16 protein-coding genes and 1 pseudogene are annotated in these 18,790 nt (G+C 67.8%); 14 read left to right on the forward strand and 3 right to left on the reverse strand.

Features of this window, described 5'->3' with window-relative positions; all coding sequences use genetic code 11:
- Window position 1 precedes the first annotated feature (1 nt).
- Entirely contained in the window at window positions 2–658 is a 657-nt protein-coding gene (locus AC1IQ6_RS14450) for a GntR family transcriptional regulator (RefSeq protein ID WP_485864805.1), read from the reverse strand.
- A 104-nt stretch (window positions 659–762) separates the two neighbouring features.
- Here AC1IQ6_RS14450 and AC1IQ6_RS14455 point away from each other — a divergent pair, with 104 nt between their 5' ends.
- On the forward strand, window positions 763–1,980 hold the full coding sequence (locus AC1IQ6_RS14455) for an MFS transporter (RefSeq protein ID WP_485864806.1): 1,218 nt from the start codon (window positions 763–765) through the stop codon (window positions 1,978–1,980).
- A complete protein-coding gene (locus AC1IQ6_RS14460; protein ID WP_485864807.1) occupies window positions 1,931–2,689 on the forward strand; it encodes a cysteine hydrolase family protein in 759 nt (252 codons plus the stop codon). Before AC1IQ6_RS14455 ends, AC1IQ6_RS14460 begins: the two co-directional genes overlap by 50 nt.
- Here the strand turns inward: AC1IQ6_RS14460 and AC1IQ6_RS14465 are convergent.
- Window positions 2,643–3,437 carry an ABC transporter permease gene (locus tag AC1IQ6_RS14465; protein ID WP_111825196.1) on the reverse strand — a complete coding sequence of 265 codons (795 nt, stop codon included), beginning with the start codon at window positions 3,435–3,437 and terminating at the stop codon, window positions 2,643–2,645. The genes AC1IQ6_RS14460 and AC1IQ6_RS14465 overlap by 47 nt on opposite strands.
- A complete protein-coding gene (locus AC1IQ6_RS14470) occupies window positions 3,428–4,042 on the reverse strand; it encodes an ABC transporter ATP-binding protein (protein ID WP_102771814.1) in 615 nt (204 codons plus the stop codon). The genes AC1IQ6_RS14465 and AC1IQ6_RS14470 overlap by 10 nt, the downstream gene beginning before the upstream one ends.
- A 318-nt stretch (window positions 4,043–4,360) precedes the next feature.
- Between AC1IQ6_RS14470 and AC1IQ6_RS14475 the strand changes: the two genes are divergently transcribed.
- From AC1IQ6_RS14475 to AC1IQ6_RS14530, 12 genes and pseudogenes are all read left to right on the forward strand, one after another.
- Window positions 4,361–5,728, forward strand: coding sequence for a lysine N(6)-hydroxylase/L-ornithine N(5)-oxygenase family protein (locus AC1IQ6_RS14475; protein ID WP_485864808.1), 1,368 nt, complete (start codon window positions 4,361–4,363; stop codon window positions 5,726–5,728).
- Between the two features lie 22 nt (window positions 5,729–5,750).
- Window positions 5,751–6,356 (forward strand): GNAT family N-acetyltransferase, encoded by a 606-nt coding sequence (locus AC1IQ6_RS14480; RefSeq protein WP_102771090.1) that lies wholly within the window; start codon window positions 5,751–5,753, stop codon window positions 6,354–6,356.
- Window positions 6,353–8,206 (forward strand): IucA/IucC family protein, encoded by a 1,854-nt coding sequence (locus AC1IQ6_RS14485; RefSeq protein WP_102771089.1) that lies wholly within the window; start codon window positions 6,353–6,355, stop codon window positions 8,204–8,206. Before AC1IQ6_RS14480 ends, AC1IQ6_RS14485 begins: the two co-directional genes overlap by 4 nt.
- The gene (locus AC1IQ6_RS14490; protein ID WP_485864809.1) at window positions 8,203–8,952 is read left to right on the forward strand and encodes a siderophore ferric iron reductase; all 750 of its coding nucleotides are present in this window, start codon (window positions 8,203–8,205) and stop codon (window positions 8,950–8,952) included. The genes AC1IQ6_RS14485 and AC1IQ6_RS14490 overlap by 4 nt, the downstream gene beginning before the upstream one ends.
- 40 nt (window positions 8,953–8,992) lie before the next feature.
- Window positions 8,993–10,160 (forward strand): annotated as a pseudogene (locus tag AC1IQ6_RS14495) (aromatic ring-hydroxylating oxygenase subunit alpha).
- A gap of 146 nt (window positions 10,161–10,306) precedes the next feature.
- Window positions 10,307–11,221 (forward strand): helix-turn-helix transcriptional regulator, encoded by a 915-nt coding sequence (locus AC1IQ6_RS14500; RefSeq protein WP_485866574.1) that lies wholly within the window; start codon window positions 10,307–10,309, stop codon window positions 11,219–11,221.
- Between the two features lie 131 nt (window positions 11,222–11,352).
- On the forward strand, window positions 11,353–12,576 hold the full coding sequence (locus AC1IQ6_RS14505) for a multidrug effflux MFS transporter (protein WP_281492753.1): 1,224 nt from the start codon (window positions 11,353–11,355) through the stop codon (window positions 12,574–12,576).
- A gap of 104 nt (window positions 12,577–12,680) precedes the next feature.
- On the forward strand, window positions 12,681–14,882 hold the full coding sequence (gene fauA, locus AC1IQ6_RS14510) for a TonB-dependent alcaligin siderophore receptor FauA (protein WP_485864810.1): 2,202 nt from the start codon (window positions 12,681–12,683) through the stop codon (window positions 14,880–14,882).
- 29 nt (window positions 14,883–14,911) lie between these two features.
- Window positions 14,912–15,946, forward strand: coding sequence for an ABC transporter substrate-binding protein (locus AC1IQ6_RS14515; protein ID WP_485864811.1), 1,035 nt, complete (start codon window positions 14,912–14,914; stop codon window positions 15,944–15,946).
- Window positions 15,943–16,944, forward strand: coding sequence for a FecCD family ABC transporter permease (locus tag AC1IQ6_RS14520; protein WP_246842380.1), 1,002 nt, complete (start codon window positions 15,943–15,945; stop codon window positions 16,942–16,944). The genes AC1IQ6_RS14515 and AC1IQ6_RS14520 overlap by 4 nt, the downstream gene beginning before the upstream one ends.
- Window positions 16,941–17,975: a FecCD family ABC transporter permease gene (locus AC1IQ6_RS14525; protein ID WP_485864812.1), complete on the forward strand. Its 1,035-nt coding sequence runs from the start codon at window positions 16,941–16,943 to the stop codon at window positions 17,973–17,975. The genes AC1IQ6_RS14520 and AC1IQ6_RS14525 overlap by 4 nt, the downstream gene beginning before the upstream one ends.
- A complete protein-coding gene (locus tag AC1IQ6_RS14530; protein ID WP_258231304.1) occupies window positions 17,972–18,790 on the forward strand; it encodes an ABC transporter ATP-binding protein in 819 nt (272 codons plus the stop codon). Before AC1IQ6_RS14525 ends, AC1IQ6_RS14530 begins: the two co-directional genes overlap by 4 nt.

The following is an 18,790-nucleotide window of genomic DNA, read 5'->3' on the forward strand; positions in this document are numbered from 1 at the left end:
CTTATGCAGGAAGGATGGTCGCCCCCCTTGCTCGAAGACTACGGCGCTCTTTTCGCAAAATTTCGAGAAGACGATCACGCGTTCCTCGAACATGGGCCGCAACCAGTTCTGCCGCGCGTTCGATTTCGCCGTTACGCAGGGCTGCAACGATGGCGCGGTGCTCTTCCCATCCGTGGTGACCGGGGTTGCTCTCCAGCCACCTCGCCCGCTGTAGCCGGGTCAATGCATCACCAAGTCCACGGCTGATGAACTGGTTACGTGCAATGCCGGCAATCCATAGGTGAAACTGGCGACCTGCCATTTCGAGCTGCTCAGGTGTTGCGCTTGGCGTCACAGCATCCAGTACCGCCTCTATCTCCAGGAAATCGGCATCGCTTATGCCCTGTCCGCCAAGGCGCACTGCCGCAACCTCAAGAACTTCCCGATAAATAAAAAGCTGCTCGATCTCATCAAGACTGATTGGCGGCACAGTCCATCCGCGCTCGGCCCGACTGACCAGCCCTTCCGCTTCCAGCCGGAACAGCGCTGTTCGGACCGAACTCCGCGATGCTCCCGTTTTTCCCTCGATCCACCGTTCTGTCAGCCGTTCGCCTGGGCCGATTTCCATGTCGAGGATCATGCGGCGAAGCCATTCCTCGGTCTGTTGCATCACCGTCATCTCTACCCTCCGATTGACAGTCTCAAGTTGGGCAAGTATAGTCCACCTATCTGGTATACCAATTGGGTATTCCAAATTAGAGCTAGTTTAAGGATCGAGCCCGAATGCAAGTAAGAATTGACGAACAATCTGCCGATTGGTGGCGTCGAAACCTCGCGGTCTGCTTCTTCGGCTCCTTCACGACCGTCTTTGCTATGACGTTGATACTGCCGTTTCTGCCCGTTTACGTCGGGCAACTCGGTGTGGCCGGCCATGCAGCCATCGTGCAGTGGTCAGGCATCGCCTACAGTGCAACCTTTGTCACCGCTGGATTGATCGCGCCTCTCTGGGGAATGCTCGGGGATCGCTATGGCCGCAAGCCCATGCTAGTTCGCGCCAGTCTCGGAATGGCCGCCACCATGTCGTTGATGGGCCTCGCGACCGATATCTGGCAGTTCGTCGGGCTGCGGTTGCTGGCCGGCATTGCTGGCGGCTATTCGTCCGGTGCCACGATCTTGATCGCAGTACAGGCCCCCAAAGCCCGATCCGCTTGGGCTCTCGGCCTTTTGTCGTCTGGCGTCATGGCGGGCAATCTGTTAGGCCCGCTGGTCGGTGGGTCCTTGCCGCCATTGATTGGCATCCGGGCGACATTCTGGGGGGCCGGCGCGCTGATCTTCTTCGCCTTCCTCGCTACGCTTCTGCTACTGCGTGAGGTTCCGAGCGCCAATCAAGCCTTTGCCAAGGACAGCACCAAGGGCGGGTGGTCGCAAATGCCGCATAAAGATGTGGTCGCGGCCATGCTGGCGACCGGCCTGTTGTTGATGATCGCCAACATGTCGATCGAGCCGATCATCACGGTCTATGTCGAATCCCTGGTTAGCGACTTGACGCGGGTAACGTTTGTCTCTGGGCTCACCATGTCGGCAGCAGCCCTGGGCAGTATCATTTCCGCCTCGCAATTGGGAAAGGTCGCCGACCGCATCGGCCATTCGACCGTCATCATCGCAGCCCTCGTCGTTGCGGGTCTGTTGCTTATCCCGCAAGCCTTCGTGACTGCCGGCTGGCAACTCATTGCTCTGCGCTTTCTGATGGGACTTGCGCTTGGGGGACTTCTCCCCTGTATTGCCGCCGTGATCCGTCATAACGTCCCCGGCCATTATGTCGGCGCTGCTATGGGCTGGTCACTATCATCACAATTTGCCGGACAAGTTGCGGGCCCGCTACTTGGCGGCTTTGTTGGCGGGAAAATCGGCATGCACGCTGTTTTTCTCGGGACAAGTCTGCTGATGTTTTTTGGCGCTGTTTTTAACTGGCGTACAGTCGGTTTTCCAAGCCGCAAATGATTTTTTCCCCTGTTCAAAGGAGCTTTATATCTCCAACCCCATTTCCGTAGAACCGCAGCGGACTGCCTTGCTGCTAATGGATTTTCAGGAATTCGCGCTGAAAAATTTCCTACCCGAAACGGCAGCATCCGACGTTGTAACGTGTGCCACCAAGCTGCTCGCTTCTGCGCGGGAAGCACGCATTTTGGTGGTTCATATTACGGTCAATTTTCGACATGGCTATCCCGAAATCAGTCCGCGCAACAAAATGTTCTGCTGGCTTCGGGACAGCGGTTTGATCGAGCCTGGTAGTGATGGAACGGCGATCAATGCAGCACTGTCTCCGACAGAACGGGAGCCAGTCATTGCCAAGCACCGCATCGGAGCCTTCATGGGAACAGACCTCGATAGGATTTTACGAGCCCAGGGGATCCAAACCCTTATTTGCGCAGGAGTCACCACCTCAGGGGTAGTCCTTTCGACTGTTCGCCAAGCGTTTGATCTGGACTACGAACTTATTGTTGTGCGGGACGGATGTGCGGACACAGACAACGAAGTGCACGACTTCCTGGTCGACAGGATAATTTCACACCATGCAGTTATTAAGTGCACTGATGAAGTAGAACAAATTCTCAATAAATCGATTGGGCCCGACTTGGCGCGGCCAAGTGTTGTTTCGCGCCTCAGGCCTGCAGCCGATCCAGCCGCAGCCGTCCGCGCTCGTCCGTAAGACGCCGCATGGCTCCATATGCCGCGCCCATGGCGGCCATGCCGCTGGCGCCGCACAGCAGGAACATCAGCAGGATCTGGTACTTCGCGGCCTCTATCGGGTCCATGCCGGCGATGATCTGGCCGGTCATGATGCCCGGCAGCGTGATGATGCCCGCCGCCGACATCTGGTTGATGCTGGGCACGATGCCGCGCCGCACCGATTCGCGCAGCAGCGCCGAGAAAGCCTGGCGCGCCGGCGCGCCCAGCGACAGCCGGGCCTCGATCGCCAGCTTTTCGCGCCGCACGCCCGACAGCATTCCATCCAGCGCCAGGCTGGCGGCGTTGAGCACGCTGCCCAGCACGATGCCGATCAGCGCGATCGCGTAGCGCGGGTCGTACCAGGGCTCCGGGTGCAGCGCGGTGTTGAGGATGAACATCACGGTGATGAGGGTCGTCGCCGCCACCGCCGCCGCGCCCACCCAGCCGTTGCCATGCCCGACCAGCCGGGCCTTGGGGCGCGCGGCCACCTCGCGCGCCGCCAGCGCCATCATCACCGCCACCACCAGCGCGGTCAGCCAGGGCGCCGCATGCGCGAACACGATGCGCAGAATATGGCCGACCAGCAGCAGCTGCACCACCGTGCGCAGCGCCGCCCACAACAGCTGCCGCTGCACGTTCACGCGCAGCGCGAACGAGATCCCGGCGCTCAGCACCACCAGCAAAGACGCGACGACCAGATCCAGCGTATCCAGTTTGATCACGTCCATAGCGCCTCCAGCCTCCCCTGCTCCATGCGCCAGGCGCGGCGCGCCATGCGACGCGCCTGCTCGGCGCTGTGCGTGACCATCAGGATCGCCGCACCGCCGTCCAGGTAGCGCCGCAGCTCCTCTTCCACCCGTCCGGTAGCGGCCTGGTCCAGCGCAGCGGTCGGCTCGTCCAGCAGCAGCACGCGCGGGTCCAGCGCCAGCGCGCGCACCAATCCTAGGCGCTGGCGTTCGCCGCTGGACAACTCGTTGACCAGCGCATCCAGCTTGTCCTCGGACAGGCCAAGCCGGCCCATGATCGCGACGGCGCGGGCGCGGTCCTTGAAATGCGGCGCCACGCGGTCTTCCCACCAGCCCGCCTCGGCCTGGCAGTACATGACCTGCCGGCGCCATTCATGGCCACGCATGCCCGAACGGCGCCGCCCGCCCAGCTCGGCCTCGCCGTGGCCCGGGTCCAGATCGGCGATCTGCCGCAACAGCAATGATTTTCCGGCCCCCGAAGGGCCGAGCACGGCGGCGCATTCGCCCGCCGCGAGATCCAGGCTGACGGGCGCCAGGCGGCGGCTGTAGAGGCCGCGCAGCCTGAGCAAGGGAGCTTCGTCTGACATGGCGGCAAGCATAACCCGTGACACGGCCCTATGCGTTTCGCCACCCTGCATATGGATGCCGCCTATGTGTTCTTTGCAATCCAACGCTGCAAAAAACGATTTGCTAGAGTACATATATTGCAAATGCGAATCATACCCATGCAGATGCTTGAGTCGTGCAACAGCGGTGCAGACAATCCTTCGCCGATGCGGTGGACAGGCCGGCAACCCCGCCAGCCGCGCCCCGTTCCCATCGATTAGACGCCGCGCCCGGCCTTGTCCCGCGGCGCTCGTTGCAGAACGCCGCCTGTGAATCACAGACCCAGAGGTGGCACCAACATGACCCGTGAACTCTATGACTTCGTCGCCATCGGCCTAGGCCCGTTCAATCTCAGCCTGGCCTGCCTGTCTGCTCCGCTGCCCGGCGTGCGCGCCCTGTTCCTCGACAAAAAGCCGGGCTTCGACTGGCATCCCGGCCTGCTGATCGAGGCCTCCACGTTGCAGAATCCGTTTCTGGCGGACCTCGTCAGCCTGGCCGATCCGCGCAGCGAATACAGCTATCTCAACTACTGCAAGCAGACCGGCCGCATCTACTCGTACTACATGCGCGAAAACCACTACCTGACGCGCGCCGAGTACAACCGCTATTGCAAGTGGGTGGCCGCCCGCCTGCCCAACCTGCGCTTCAACAGCGACGTGCAAAGCGTCCTGCACGATCCCGCGACGAACACCTATCTCGTCACCGGCCAGCACAGCGCCACCGGCGAACGCTTCATGTTCCGCTGCCGCAAGCTGGTGCTGGGGCTGGGCTCGCAGCCGGCGCTGCCGGCGTGCTGCGACCGGCGCGAAGCGCCCTACATCCACAGCGCCGACTATCTGCGCCACAAGCCCGCGCTGCAACGCCGGGATTCCATCACGGTGATCGGCAGCGGCCAGAGCGCCGCCGAGGTCTTCCACGACCTGCTGCGCGACAGCGACGCGCACGGCTACAGCCTGGCCTGGATCACGCGCTCGCCGCGCTTCTTCCAGATGGAAAACACCAAGCTCACGCTGGAACTGATCTCGCCGGACTACACCGACTACTTCCACGACCTGCCCGAAGCCCGCCGGCGGCAGATCCTGGCTGAGCAAAGCAGCCTGTACAAGGGCATCAACGCCTCGCTCATCAACCAGATCTACGACCTGCTCGACGAAAGAATCCACAACGGCGACCGCCGCTACACGCTGCTCACCAACGCGGAACTGCGCGCCAGCCGCTACGACCGATCCGCCGAGCGCTACCAGCTGGAATTCCGCCACGTCGATACCGCGCAGCCGTTCTCGCACGCCACCGACGGGCTGGTGCTGGCCACCGGCTACGCGCGCAGCATCCCCGCGTGCGTCAACCCCATCCACGACCGCATCGCCTGGACCGAACACGGCGGCTACCGCGTCGCGCGCAACTACACCATCGACCACGGCGGCAACGAAATCTTCGTGCAGAACAGCGGCCTGCTCAGCCACGGCGTCACCAATCCCGACCTGGGCTTCTGCTGCTACCGCAACTCGCAGATCCTGCGCGACCTCACCGGCCACGAGCACTACGCCATCGAGCCCCGCACCGCGCTGCAGGACTTCCGTCCGCCTGCCGGCGGCATGCTGCGCCACCGCGTGGCGGCGCTCGACCCGATGCCGCTGCTCGACGGGCACCGGGCGGCCTCGGTCTGACCCGAGTCCGCAAGGAGCCGCGATGATGATCATGACCGCCACCTTCCTCAGCGCTATCGACCGCCAGGCGCGCAACCGCTATGACGACGGCGCCGGCCTGGCGCTGCGCCCGCTGGACCCGGCCGCCGACGCCGCCCTGCTGCGCCAGTGGTTCTCGATGGACTATGCCCGTTTTTGGTCCATGCAGGAGCACACCGAGGCGCAGGTGCGCGAATTCTACGAAGCGCTGGCCGACAGCGGCCACGCCGCCGCCTGGCTCGGCAGCTACCAGGACCGCCCGGCCTTCCTGCTGGAGTGCTACGACCCCGCCCACGACCAGGTCGGCGAGCACTATCCCGTATGCCACGGCGACCTGGGCATGCACATCTTCATCGGACCGCCCGAGGTGCGCATCCCTCACTTCAGCCGCCGGGTATTCGCCTTCGTCATGCGCTTTCTGTTCGACCGGCTGCACGCCCGGCGCGTGGTGGTCGAGCCCGACAGCAACAACATCAAGATCCATGCGCTCAACCTGGCCATGGGTTTTACCTACGCCGGCCAGGCGCGCTTTCGCGAAAAGACCGCCAGCATCGCCTTCTGCACCCGGCGGCAGTTTGAACAGGCCCAACTCCAGGAGTCGTCCCTATGAGCACCCAGCCCCATCCCGCCCGGATCGCCGACCACCTCGCCCCCGACGTCTGGCAGAAGGTCAACCGCCTGCTACTCAGGAAAGCCATCTCCGAGTACGCCCACGAATGGCTGCTGGAACCCGAGCGCCTGGGCCCGGCCGAGGCGCCCGGCTTCGACCGCTACCGGCTGGCGCTGGCCGACGGCCACGCCGTCTACCATTTCGACGCCCAGATGATGGCCATGCGCCACTGGCGCATCCCGCCCGAGTCCATCTCCAAGACCGTCGCCGGCACGCCCGCGCCGCTGGACGCGCTGCAATTCGTGATCGAAATCCGCGACAAGCTGGGCCTGCCCGAAGACCGCCTACCCATCTACCTGGACGAAATCACCAGCACGCTGCACGGCAGCGCCTACAAGCACACCCGCGATGCGCTGCCCGCTGCCGAGCTGGCGCTGGCCGACTACCAGACCATCGAAACCGCCATGATCGAAGGCCATCCCAGCTTCGTCGCCAATAATGGCCGGCTGGGCTTCGACGCCGAGGACTACCACGCCTACGCCCCGGAATGCGCCAGCCCGATCCGACTGCTCTGGCTGGCGGTGCACAAGGACAACGCCCATTTCGCGTGCCTGTCCACCATGGACCACGACAGCCTGCTGCGCGACGAACTGGGCGCCGCCGTCCTGGCCCGCCATCGCGACACGCTGCGCGACATGGGCCTGGACCCGGCCGACTACTACATCATGCCCGCGCATCCCTGGCAGTGGTTCAACAAGCTGTCGCTGGCCTTCGCGCCCTACGTGGCCGCGCGCAAGATCGTCTGCCTCGGCTACGGTGACGACGACTACCTGGCACAGCAATCGATCCGCACCTTCTTCAACATCTCCCAGCCCGGCAAGCATTACGTCAAGACCTCGCTGTCCATCCTGAACATGGGCTTCATGCGCGGGCTGTCGCCCTACTACATGTCCGGCACCCCGGCCATCAACGAGTACATACACGGGCTGATCGCGTCCGATCCCTGGCTGCGCGAGAACGGCTTCACCATCCTGCGCGAAGCGGCCTCGCTGGGCTTTCGCAACTACTACTACGAAGCCGCGATCTCGGTCGACACGCCCTACAAGAAGATGTTCTCGGCGCTGTGGCGCGAAAACCCCGTCGCGCTGATCGGTCCCGGCCAGCGCCTCATGACCATGGCCGCGCTGCTGCACGTCGACCCGCAAGGCGGAGCGCTGCTGCCCGCGCTGATCCGCGCCTCGGGCCTGAACACCGGCGCCTGGCTCGAACGCTACGTGGACGCCTATCTCACGCCGCTGGTGCATTGCTTCTACGCCCATGATCTGGTCTTCATGCCGCACGGCGAAAACGTGATCCTGGTGGTCGAAGACCACGTGCCGGTGCGCGCCTTCATGAAAGACATCGCCGAGGAATCGTCCATCCTCGACCCGCAAGCCGCGCTGCCCGAGAACGCCCGCCGCCTGGCCGCTGACGTGCCCGAAGAGTACAAGCTGCTCACCATCTTCGTGGACGTGTTCGAAGGCTACTTCCGCCACCTCTCGCAGGTGCTGGCCGATACCGGCCTGATGCACGAGGACGCGTTCTGGAAACTGGTGGCCGGCCGCGTCGCCGCCTACCAGCAGGCGCATCCGCAGCGGCTCGACAAATACCGCCGCTACGACCTCTACGCCCCCGACATGATCCATTCGTGCCTGAATCGCCTGCAGCTGGCCAACAACCTGCAGATGGTCAACCTGGCCGACCCGATCGGCAGCTTCCAGATGGCGCCGCGCCTGCCCAACCCGATCGCCCCTTACCGTCCGCAGTGGCTAGACCAGGAAGCGGCCGACGCCGCGCGGGCGCTTGCGTGAACCGCGAACTGGAAGACCTGCTGGCGCTGACCGCCCGCCTGGTGCCCGGCTTGGCCGGCCAGGTCGCGGCGGGCAGCGGCCCGGGCATCCGCCCGGGCGCCGACAACGCCCAGGCCATCGCGGGCTTGCGCGACATCTGGCGCCAGCGGCATCCCGAGGCCGGCCCGCACTACCTGGCCCTGCGCTGCTGGGGGCTGCTGATCTGGCAGCCGGTATACCTGAGCGTGATCGCGGCGCACCGCAGCGCCATCGTGCCGGACCTGTCCAGCATGAGCCTGCCGGTGCCGGACGACGGATTCATCATCGGGTATACGCTGCCGCCCCACGCCCCCTGGCGCGCCGACCCGTGCCAGCGCATCCATACCGCCGCCGCGCAGCTGCGCACGCTATGCGCCGGCTTCTACGGCGAACTGAGCCGCGCGCTGCGGATCAGCGCGCGCGCCGCCGAAAGCATGCAGGCCGATTGCGTGCTGCAGGCCCTCCTGGCCGCGCGCCGCGACCACGGCGCCTGCGCCAACGCCTGGGCCCAGCGCCAGGCCGGCCTGTGGCTGGACCTGCTCGGCCTGCAGGGACGCAGCGGCTACCTCAGCTACGAACGCGCATCGCTGCCGCGCATCGCCGTCGACCGGCAGGTCTGCTGCCATGACTTCCGCAAGCGCGACGGCGACTACTGCAGCACCTGCCCCAAACTGGATCTGGCCGACCGCATGGCCCGGATCGACGCCGAGCACGCCGAAGCCGCCTGAAGGTGCGGCGGCCCGGGCGGCACGGCACAAGGAGTCGCACATGAACGATATCGGCCGTCTCGCTCACGTAGAGCAGGCTGTCAGCCCGCTGCACGTGCGGGCCTATTTCGACCAGGCCCTGTACGCCCGCGAACAGGAACTCATATTCAAGCAATGCGCCACGTACCTGGGCCACGAAAAAGGCGTGCCCGAACCGGGCGACTGGCGCCGCCTGCCCCACGAGGAAGGCGGCCGCGTGCTGGTGCGCAATGCGCGCGGCGTGGAGCTGGTGTCCAACGTCTGCCGCCACCGCCAGGCGCTGATCCTCGGCGGCGAAACCGGCGCGGTGACCGGCCCCGGCAACCCGGCAGGCAACCTGTCGGCCACCGGCGGCAACATCGTCTGCCCGCTGCACCGCTGGACCTACGACGACCAGGGCCATCTGCTCGGCGCGCCGCAGTTCCCCAGCACCCCCGTGCCTGAATCTGCCGCGCTTTCCGCTCAGGAACTGCCACGGCCTGCTGTTCGAAGGCCCGCGCGATCCGCTGCGCGACCTGGGCGGCTTGTTCGGCCGTCCCGAATTCGATTTCTCCGACTACGTGCTCGACCACATCGAGGTGCACCAGTGCAACTACAACTGGAAAACCTTCATCGAGGTCTACCTCGAGGACTACCACGTCGGACCGTTTCACCCCGGGCTGGGCCGCTTCGTCACCTGCGAGGACCTGAGCTGGGAATTCGGCGACTGGCACAGCCTGCAGCGCGTCGGCGTGCACGACGCGCTGGAAAAACCGGGTTCCGACGTCTACCGCGACTGGCACGACACGCTGATGCGCTACCGGAGCGGCTCGGCGCCCGACTTCGGCGCCATCTGGGTGACGTACTTCCCCACCCACATGATCGAGCTCTACCCCCACGTGCTGGTGCTCTCGACCCTGTACCCGAAAGGGCCGCAAGAAACCCTTAACATCGCCGAGTTCTACTACCCCGAGGAAATCGCGCTGTTCGAACGCCCCTTCGTCGAGGCGCAGCGCGCGGCCTACATGGAAACCGCGATCGAGGACGACGAAATCGGCGAGCGCATGGACGCCGGCCGCCTGGCGCTGCTGCGCCGCGGCGTGTCCGACAGCGGGCCGTATCAATCCCCGATGGAGGACGGCATGCAGCACTTCCACGACTGGTATCGCGGCATCATGGGCGATGCATTGGGAGACTGCGCCGCGCCATGAACGATGCAGATGCGAATCTGTGCTATTCTCATTTTCATGATAAACGGCGGTTGACGCGCCGCCCATGGGCTCATCCCGTAATGCCAGCGACGACCTTGAACCCGGCTCCCTCCCCCGTCCGCTTCACCGTGGCCGATTTCGACCGCATGGGCAGCGAGAACGGCTTCCGCTACCGCCTGCCGCAGCCTGGCGGCGGGCTGCGCGCCAGCCCCGAAACCCTGTGCATCGCCGAAGGCCGGGTCGAAACCTACCAGATCCGGCCCGGCCTGACGCTGGTGCTCTCAGACGTGCGCGTGCACCAGGACTACGAGGCGGCCTCGATGATGTCCCCGCGCTTTTCCGCCATCGTCATGTTGCAAGGCCATGCCCGCACTCGCCTCGACCGCCACGACGACGTCAGGCTGGCCGCCCACAGCGGCATCAGCGCGCTGTACGGCGACACCGTCGCCATGACCGGCACCCACGCGGCCGGGCAGCGCCTGCGCAGCGTCAACCTGTCCCTGTCGGCCCCCGACGGCGCGGCCGACGACCGGATCAGCGAAACCATCTGGAAAGCGCTGCGCACGCCCGCGCTGCGCCTGCGCCGCTGGCAGGCGCCGGGCCATCTGCTGCACACCATCGAACACCTGCTGGCCTGCGACTGGGACGCTCCCTTGCAAGAGCTGCTGCGCGAAGGCGTGGCGATGGAGCTGCTGGCCCACGCACTGGCCTCGCTGGAACAGCGCGCGCCCGCCGATGGCACGCTGTCCGAGCGCGACCGCCAACTGCTCGAACGCGTGCGCGAACGCCTGCACGACGCGCCCGGCGAGGAACACACGCTGGACGACCTGGCCCGGCTGGCCTGCATGAGTCCCAGCACCTTGCGCGCCAAGTTCCAGGCCGCCTACCAGCGCTCGGTATTCAGCTGGCTGCGCGAGCGCCGGCTTGAGGTCGCCCGCGAACAACTGGCCCAAGGCTGCAGCGTGCAGCAGGCCGCGCACCTGGTCGGCTACCGGCACGCCACCAATTTCGCCACGGCGTTTCGCGAGCGCTACGGCATCGCCCCCAGTGAACTGAACTGAGCGCATGGCCTTGCGGGGCTTACGGCGGCGCTCATTGCTCTTGCGGCATTCTCCATTCCCCGCGGGCACGGCGGCGGGCGACCATCGGGCAGAGCTTCCCGCAGTGGGAAGCGCCAGCCATGGATGCCCTCGTGCCGCGCTCCGAACCCCTGCCTTCCTTTCCCACTATGGTGCTGATGCTGGGCCTGCTGGCCTGCGTCGCGCCAGCCACCATCGACGCCTATCTGCCCGCCTTCGGCGCGCTCGGCAGGGAGTTCGCGGTCGCGCCGCAAACCGTGCAGCTCACGCTGGGCGTCTATATGGCCTGCTACGCGTCCATGCTGCTGTTGCACGGCACGCTGTCGGATTCGCTGGGACGGCGCCGCATCGTGCTCGCTGCGCTGGGGGTCTATCTCTGCGGGACGCTGATGGCGGCAATGGCGCCCAGCTTCGGCTGGCTGCTGGCCGCACGCGCGGTGCAGGGGCTGTCGGCCGGCGCGGGCATCGTGGTCGGCCAGGCTATCGTCCGCGACTGTTACGACGGCGCCGTGGCGCGCCGGGCCATGTCCTACCTGATCCTGGTGTTCAACTTGTCGCCGGCGCTGGCGCCCATCATCGGCGGCTACCTGGCGGCGCACCAGGGCTGGCGTTCCATCTTCGTGCTGCTGGCGGCGCTGGCCGGCGCCGCCTTGCTGCTGTGCGCGCGGCGCCTGCCCGAAACCCTGCCGCCCGACCGGCGCCAGACGCTGGCCTGGCGCACGCTGGGCGGCAACTATCTGCGTTTGCTGCGCGACCGGCGCTATGTCTCGCTGGGCCTGGCGTTCAGCCTGCTGTTCGCCGCCCAGGGGCTGCTCATCGGCGCGGCGCCCGACTTCATCGCCAACGTGCTGGGCCTGCCGGAAACCGATTTCGCCTATCTGTTCGTGCCGCTGGTGGCCGGCGCCATGGCCGGCGCACTGCTGGCGGCCCGCAAGGCCGGCCGCTGGTCCGACGGCCGCGTCACGCTGCTGGCCTACGGACTGATGGGCGCCAGTTGCCTGGCCTTCGTGCTGTACATGGCCGGCGCCGCGCCGCCGCGCCTGCCGTGGGCGGTGCTGCTGCCGGGCCTGTACACCTGCGGCCTGGCCATGGCGGTGCCCGCCATGACCCTGCGCATCCTGGCGCGGGCGCCGGACCTGTCCGGCACCGCCGCTTCGGTGCTGGGCTTCATGCAGATGCTCACGTTCTCGATAGTCAGCGGCTGGTGCGTGCCGCTGGTCTATGGCCGGCCGCTGCAGCTTGCCGCCGGCATGCTGGCATGCGTGGCGGCAAGCGCCGCGGGCTGGGCCTGGCTGCACCGCCGCGCAGCGCCCGTGGTCAACACCGAGTCAGGCTAAGCAGGGCGGCATTCTGCATACGTATCGCATCGTCCGGCATACCCAGGCGGGTCGGTAAAAAACAACAATTCTCATTACCAAATCTTTCTGCCGGAGCCCGCCTCATGTTGTTCGTTCTGTCCTCGCCCGCCGCCCGCCCGCGCCGGACGACTCTTCTTGTCTACGCCATCAAGGCGGCCCTGGCCTGCTCCGCCCTCGCCCACCAGGCCGCCGGCGCACAGTCCGCCGAAAACGTGAAGCAACTCCCCTCGGTCACCGTCAGCGGCGAGGGCGTCACCGGCACCACCGAAGGCACCGGCTCCTACACCACCGAAGCCATGAGCACGGCCACCGGCATGACGCTGTCGCCGCGCGAAACGCCGCAGTCGGTCAGCGTGGTCACCCGCCAGGAAATCGAGGACCAGGGCCTGCAGGACACCGGTTCCATCCTGGCCAGCGCGCCGGGCATCTCGGTCACCACCAGCGACAGCAACCGGCTGTCCTTCTCGTCGCGCGGATTCGCCATCGACAACTTCCAGTTCGACGGCCTGAATTCCCCCATCCTCAGCCTGTGGAACTACGGCGCCACCGATCTGGACTCCGCCATCTACGACCGGGTCGAAATCGTACGCGGCGCAACCGGCCTGATGACCGGCTCGGGCAACCCTTCGGCAGCGGTGAACTTCGTCCGCAAGAAGCCGCTGCGCGAGTTCGCCCTGTCCGGCGGCGCCAGCGTCGGCAGCTGGAACCACGTCCGCGGCGACGTCGACCTGTCCGTGCCCATCCTCGAAAACGGCCGCATCCGCTCGCGCTTCGTGGCCGCCTACGATCAGGGCGACAGCTACGTGACCTTCCTGGACAAGCGCAAGCGCACCTTCTATGGCACGGTCGCCGCCGACCTGACCCCGGACACCGTGCTGACCGTGGGCCTCGAATACCTGCGCAACCAAAGCAGCGGCTTCGGCAGCGGCTTTCCGCTCTTCTACGCCGACGGCTCGCGCACCGATTTCAATCGCTCCGTTGCCAACAACACGCGCTGGGCCCGTTTCGACGTCGAATCCACCACCACCTTCGTGGACCTGGCGCACCGCTTCGCCAACGACTGGAAGGCGCGCGCCGCGTACAGCCACAATAGCGGCGAATATCGTTTGAAGCACATGTTCCGCGGCGGCTACCCGGACCGCGTCACGGGCGCCGGCATGACCGGCGCGTTCAACAACTACGACGGCGACCGCTCGCGCGACGACATCCACCTGACGCTGTCCGGCCCGTTCCAGCTGCTGGGCCGCAAGCACGAGCTCGCGCTGGGCTGGATGAGCGTGAACGACCACAGCGACATCGGCCGCTACGCAATGACCGGCGCCGCGCCGGACCTGGGCAGCTACTTCGACTGGCGCCAGGACCGCATCGCCGAACCTGCCTGGGCCAGCGACAAGACGCCCGCCGACGACATGCGGGTCAAGCAAACCGGTATCTACGCGGTGGGGCGTTTCGCGCTGGCCGATCCGCTGCACCTGATCGTGGGCGGGCGCTGGAGCAACTGGGAAACCAGGCAGAACTATTTCGGCAGCAAGCGCGAGTACAAGATCAATAACCAGTTCACACCCTATGCCGGCCTGGTCTACGACATCGACAAGACCTATAGCGCCTACGCCAGCTACACCGAGATCTTCCAGCCGCAGAACCGGCGTTCAATCGATGGCTCCATCCTGCCCCCCATCGACGGCAAGAGCTACGAGATCGGGCTCAAGGGCTCCTACCTGGACGGGCTGCTGAACGCCGCGGTGGCGCTGTACCAGACCCGCCAGGACAACCTGGCGCAGCCCATCCCCGACGAGTTCGTCGAAGGCATGCCCGGCACGCCCGCCTATCGCGCCGTCTCGGGCGCCAAGGTCCAGGGCTTCGATCTGGAGGCCAACGGCCAGCTCTCGCCCGGCTGGAACGTCGCCGCCAGCTACACGCATTTCACCACCAGGGACGCCAAGGGCAACGCGATCAACACCGAGCATCCGCGCAGCCTGTTCAAGGTCTACACCACCTACCGCCTGCCGGGCGACCTGCACCGCCTGACCGTGGGCGGCGGCGTCAACTGGCAAAGCAGCATCTACCGGTCCGCACCCAGCCCGCGCGGCAATGTGCGCGTGCAGCAAGGCAGCTACGCCCTGGTCAACCTGATGGCCCGCTATGACTTCTCCAAGCGGCTTTCGGCCACCCTCAACCTGAACAACGTGTTCGACAGAAAGTATTACGACCAGATCGGCTTCTACAGCCAGGGCTGGTACGGCGCGCCCCGCAACGTCATGCTGACGCTGCGCGCGCAATACTGATGGCGACGGCGGCCAGCACGATGCGTTTCTTGAATCTGGCTATCGCGGCGCTGGCCCTGGTGCTTGGCTTGGCCGCCTGCGAGCGCGCGCCGCAGGCGCCCGCGGCTTCTGCGGCCGATGCCGCAACCGCCGCAGCCGGCTTTCCCGTTACGCTGGACAGCGCGCTGGGCCAGGCGGTGATCCCCGCCCCGCCCAGGCGCGTCGTCACCCTCGGGCTGGGCGCCGACGACCTGGCGCTGGCGCTCGGCGTGGTGCCGGTGGGCGTGGGCCGGGCCGACTGGGGCGGGGACGTCGATCACTACTGGCCCTGGGTGCGCGCCGCCATCGAGGCCCGCGGCGAGCCGCTGCCCGAACGCATCACCGTCTATCCCGAACTGGACATCGAAAAGATCATCGCGCTGCGCCCGGACGTGGTGCTGGCGCCGTTTTCCGGCGTGAGCCCCGCGGCCTATGCGCAGCTGTCCAGGATGGTGCCGGTGGTGGCCTACCCGGATCAGCCCTTTCTGACGCCGGTGGACACGCAGATCGACCTGATCGCGGCGGCCCTGGGCAAGCCGGACGCCGCCGCCCCCTTGAAGGCCCGCATCCACGAGACGCTGGCGCAGACCGGGCGGCGCTATCCCGAGCTGGCCGGCAAGACCTTCGCCTATGCGCGCGCCGATCTGGGAACCGGCAACTTCACCGTCTACGTCGCCGGCGATCCGCGGGTGGACACGCTGGGGGCCATGGGGCTGGCGCTGGCCCCGTCGGTACGCGACATGCGCGCCAGCGCCGGGCATTTCGCGCATTACCTGGGGCTGGAGAACGCCGACGCGCTGGCCGACGCCGACATTCTGGTGAGCTGGTTCTACACGCCCCAGGAGCGTGAGCGCACCGAGGCGCTGCCGCTGTACGCCGCCATTCCGGCGGTGCGCCGCGGCGCCTACGTGGCGCTGAGCGACCCGGCGCTGGTGATGGCGTCGTCTTCCGGCACGCCGCTGGCGGTGTCCTGGATGCTGGACCGGCTGGCCCCGCAACTGGCGCAGGCCGCGCGCCGGGCCGAACACGACGAGGGCCGCCCGTGACGGCAGCCGCTACGCATTGGCGCCGCGCGGCGCTGCTGATCGCGGCCTGTATGCTGCTGGCCGCGGCCGCGCTGGCCAGCCTGTGGCTGGGCTCGCGCGGGCTGTCGGCGGGCGCCGTCTGGCAGGCATTGACGCGGCCCGATGACAGCCACGCCGCGCTGGTGGTTGCGTCCCGGGTGCCGCGGACCCTGCTGGCCCTGCTGACCGGCGCGGCGCTGGCCGTGGCCGGCGCCCTGATCCAGGCGCTGACCCGCAACCCGCTGGCCGAGCCTGGCCTGCTGGGCGTGAACGCGGGTGCCGCCGCTTCCATCGTGAGCGTGGCGCTGCTTCTGGGCGGGCTGCCGCCGCATCCGTTCTGGGCCGCCCTGCCCGGCGCGCTGGGCGCCGCCGCCGTGGTCTATCTGATCGGCGCGGGCGGCCGGGGCCTGCAGCCCGAGCGGCTGATCCTGGCAGGCGCCGCCGTCAACGCCGTGCTGTTCGCCTACGTGCAGGCCGTGGCGCTGCTGCGCGACGATCTTTTCGATTCCTACCGCTTCTGGGCCGTGGGCTCGCTGGCCGGACAGGGCCTGGACACCGCGCTGCGCGCCGCGCCCTATATCGGCGCCGGCCTGCTGCTGGCCGCGGCGCTGGCCCGGCCGCTGAATCTGCTGGCGCTGGGCCGGGCGCTGGCGCAGGCGCTGGGGCTGCGCGCCGGCCTGTACCGCGCGCTGGGCCTGCTGTGCGTGGCCGTGCTGGCGGCCGCGGCCACGGCGGCGGCCGGCCCCATCGCCTTCGTCGGCCTGGCGGTGCCGCACATCGCGCGCCGCCAGGCCGGTTCCGACCTGCGCTGGCTGCTGGCTTATTGCGTCGTGCTGGGTCCGCTGCTGATGCTGGTCGCCGACATTCTGGCGCGGCTGCTGCGCGCGCCGGCCGAGTTGCTGACCGGCGTGGTGGTGGCGTTCATCGGCGCGCCCTTTCTGCTGACGGCGCTGCGCCGCGGCGGGCGGGAGCCGGCATGACGCGGCCGGCGGCCGTGCTGCGCGCCGGCAATTGGCTGGCCCTGCCGCTGGCGCCGCGCGCGCTGGGCTACGGCGTGCTGCTGCTGATCCTGGCCGGCGTGCTGCTGGCGGCGTCGCTGCGCGCGGGCGATCCCTTGCTGTCCTGGGATGCCTTGTGGCGCACGCTGCAAGGCGGCGGCAGCAGCGTGGAGCAATGGCTGCTGCACGCGGTCAGGCTGCCGCGCGCGCTGGCGGCGCTGGGCGCGGGCGCGGCGCTGGGCCTGTCCGGCGCGCTGTTCCAGAGCCTGACCCGCAACCCGCTGGGCAGCCCCGACGTGATCGGGCTGACGGCCGGCGCGGCCGCCGGCGCCGTGGCGGCGACCATGATCTGGCCCGGCGTGATGCCGGTGGCCTGGGGCGCGGCGGTCGGCGCGCTGGCGGCCACGCTGGGCGTCTGGTTCGGCTCCGGCGCCGGCTTCGCCGCGCCGAGGCGCATGGTCATCGCCGGCATCGCCGTGGGCGCGCTGGCCTTCGCCTTCGTGCAGTTCGGCCTGTCCAGCCTGCGGCGCGAGCAGGCCTATGTGGCGGCCGCCTGGCTCAACGGCAGCCTGGCCGGCAAGACCTGGGGCGACGTCGCGCTGATCGGCGCGGCCTGCGCCGCGCTGCTGCCGCCGGCGCTGGCGCTGTGCGCCCGGCTGCGCCTGCTGGAAATGGGCGACGACCTGGCCCAGGCGCTGGGCGCGCGGCCCGACCGCAGCCGGCTGGCGGCCACGCTGGTGGCGGTGCTGGCCGCGGCCGCGGCGGTCACGGTGGCCGGCCCGGTGGCCTTCATCGCGCTGGCCGCGCCGCAGATCGCCCGCCGCTGCGCCCGCGCCAGCGGACCGCAGCCGCTGCTGTCCGCCCTGACCGGCGCCGTGCTGCTGGCGGGGGCCGACCTGCTGGCCCGCGCCGCCGGTCCCGGCGGCCTGCCGGTGGGCGTGCTGACCGCCGGCATCGGCGGCGTTTATCTGGCTTTTCTGCTGGCGCTCGAATGGCGCAAGACTTCCGCATGAACCCTGATCCCCTCGACCGCAACCCCGGCGCGCCCGCGCTCGAACTACGCCGGGTCAGCCTGGCCTATGGTGAGCGGCAGGTGCTGGAGTCGCTGTCGCTGACGATCGCAGCCGGCGCCTTCACCGCGGTGGTCGGCCCGAACGGTTGCGGCAAATCCACGCTGCTGCGGGTGCTGGGCGGCGCGTTGGCGCCCACCCGCGGGCAGGCGCTGCTGGACGGCGCCGATCTGGCGGCGCTGCGGCGCAAGCCGGTGGCCCGGCGACTGGCCTACCTGCCGCAGAACCCCATCGCGCCGGAAATGATCAGCGTGCGCGAGCTGGTGGCGCGCGGCCGCTACCCGCACCAGAGCCTGCTGCGGCAATGGTCGGCGGACGACGCCCGCGCGGTGGACGCGGCGCTGGCCGACACCGACCTGGCGGAGCTGGCCGACCACCCCGTGCATACGCTGTCCGGCGGACAGCGCCAGCGTGCATGGCTGGCGCTGGTGCTGGCGCAGGATGCCGGCATCATGCTGCTGGACGAGCCCACGACCTACCTGGACATCCGGCACCAGATCGACCTGCTGGAGCTGTGCGCGCGGCTGCACCGCGACGGGCGCACGCTGGTGGCGGTGCTGCACGACCTGAACCTGGCGTTCCGCTACGCCGACCGGGTCGTCATGATGCGGGCCGGGCGCGTGGCGGCGCACGGCGAGGTACGCAGCGTGGTGACGGAAGATTCGATACGGCAGGTCTTCGACCTGGAGTGCCGGGTGGCGCCGGACCCGGAGACCGGCAGCCCCATGATCGTGCCCCGGCGCGCCGGCCGGGGCTGA

Source organism: Achromobacter sp. MUI-25009338 (assembly GCF_057359325.1).

What these genes read in the sequence shown, in the direction of transcription:
- AC1IQ6_RS14450 (WP_485864805.1), bottom strand. Translation starts at nt 658, where the DNA reads ATGACGGTGATGCAACAGACCGAGGAATGGCTTCGCCGCATGATCCTC.
- AC1IQ6_RS14455 (WP_485864806.1), top strand. Translation starts at nt 763, where the DNA reads ATGCAAGTAAGAATTGACGAACAATCTGCCGATTGGTGGCGTCGAAAC.
- AC1IQ6_RS14465 (WP_111825196.1), bottom strand. Translation starts at nt 3,437, where the DNA reads ATGGACGTGATCAAACTGGATACGCTGGATCTGGTCGTCGCGTCTTTG.
- AC1IQ6_RS14470 (WP_102771814.1), bottom strand. Translation starts at nt 4,042, where the DNA reads ATGTCAGACGAAGCTCCCTTGCTCAGGCTGCGCGGCCTCTACAGCCGC.
- AC1IQ6_RS14475 (WP_485864808.1), top strand. Translation starts at nt 4,361, where the DNA reads ATGACCCGTGAACTCTATGACTTCGTCGCCATCGGCCTAGGCCCGTTC.
- AC1IQ6_RS14480 (WP_102771090.1), top strand. Translation starts at nt 5,751, where the DNA reads ATGATGATCATGACCGCCACCTTCCTCAGCGCTATCGACCGCCAGGCG.
- AC1IQ6_RS14485 (WP_102771089.1), top strand. Translation starts at nt 6,353, where the DNA reads ATGAGCACCCAGCCCCATCCCGCCCGGATCGCCGACCACCTCGCCCCC.
- AC1IQ6_RS14500 (WP_485866574.1), top strand. Translation starts at nt 10,307, where the DNA reads ATGGGCAGCGAGAACGGCTTCCGCTACCGCCTGCCGCAGCCTGGCGGC.
- fauA (WP_485864810.1), top strand. Translation starts at nt 12,681, where the DNA reads ATGTTGTTCGTTCTGTCCTCGCCCGCCGCCCGCCCGCGCCGGACGACT.
- AC1IQ6_RS14525 (WP_485864812.1), top strand. Translation starts at nt 16,941, where the DNA reads ATGACGCGGCCGGCGGCCGTGCTGCGCGCCGGCAATTGGCTGGCCCTG.
- AC1IQ6_RS14530 (WP_258231304.1), top strand. Translation starts at nt 17,972, where the DNA reads ATGAACCCTGATCCCCTCGACCGCAACCCCGGCGCGCCCGCGCTCGAA.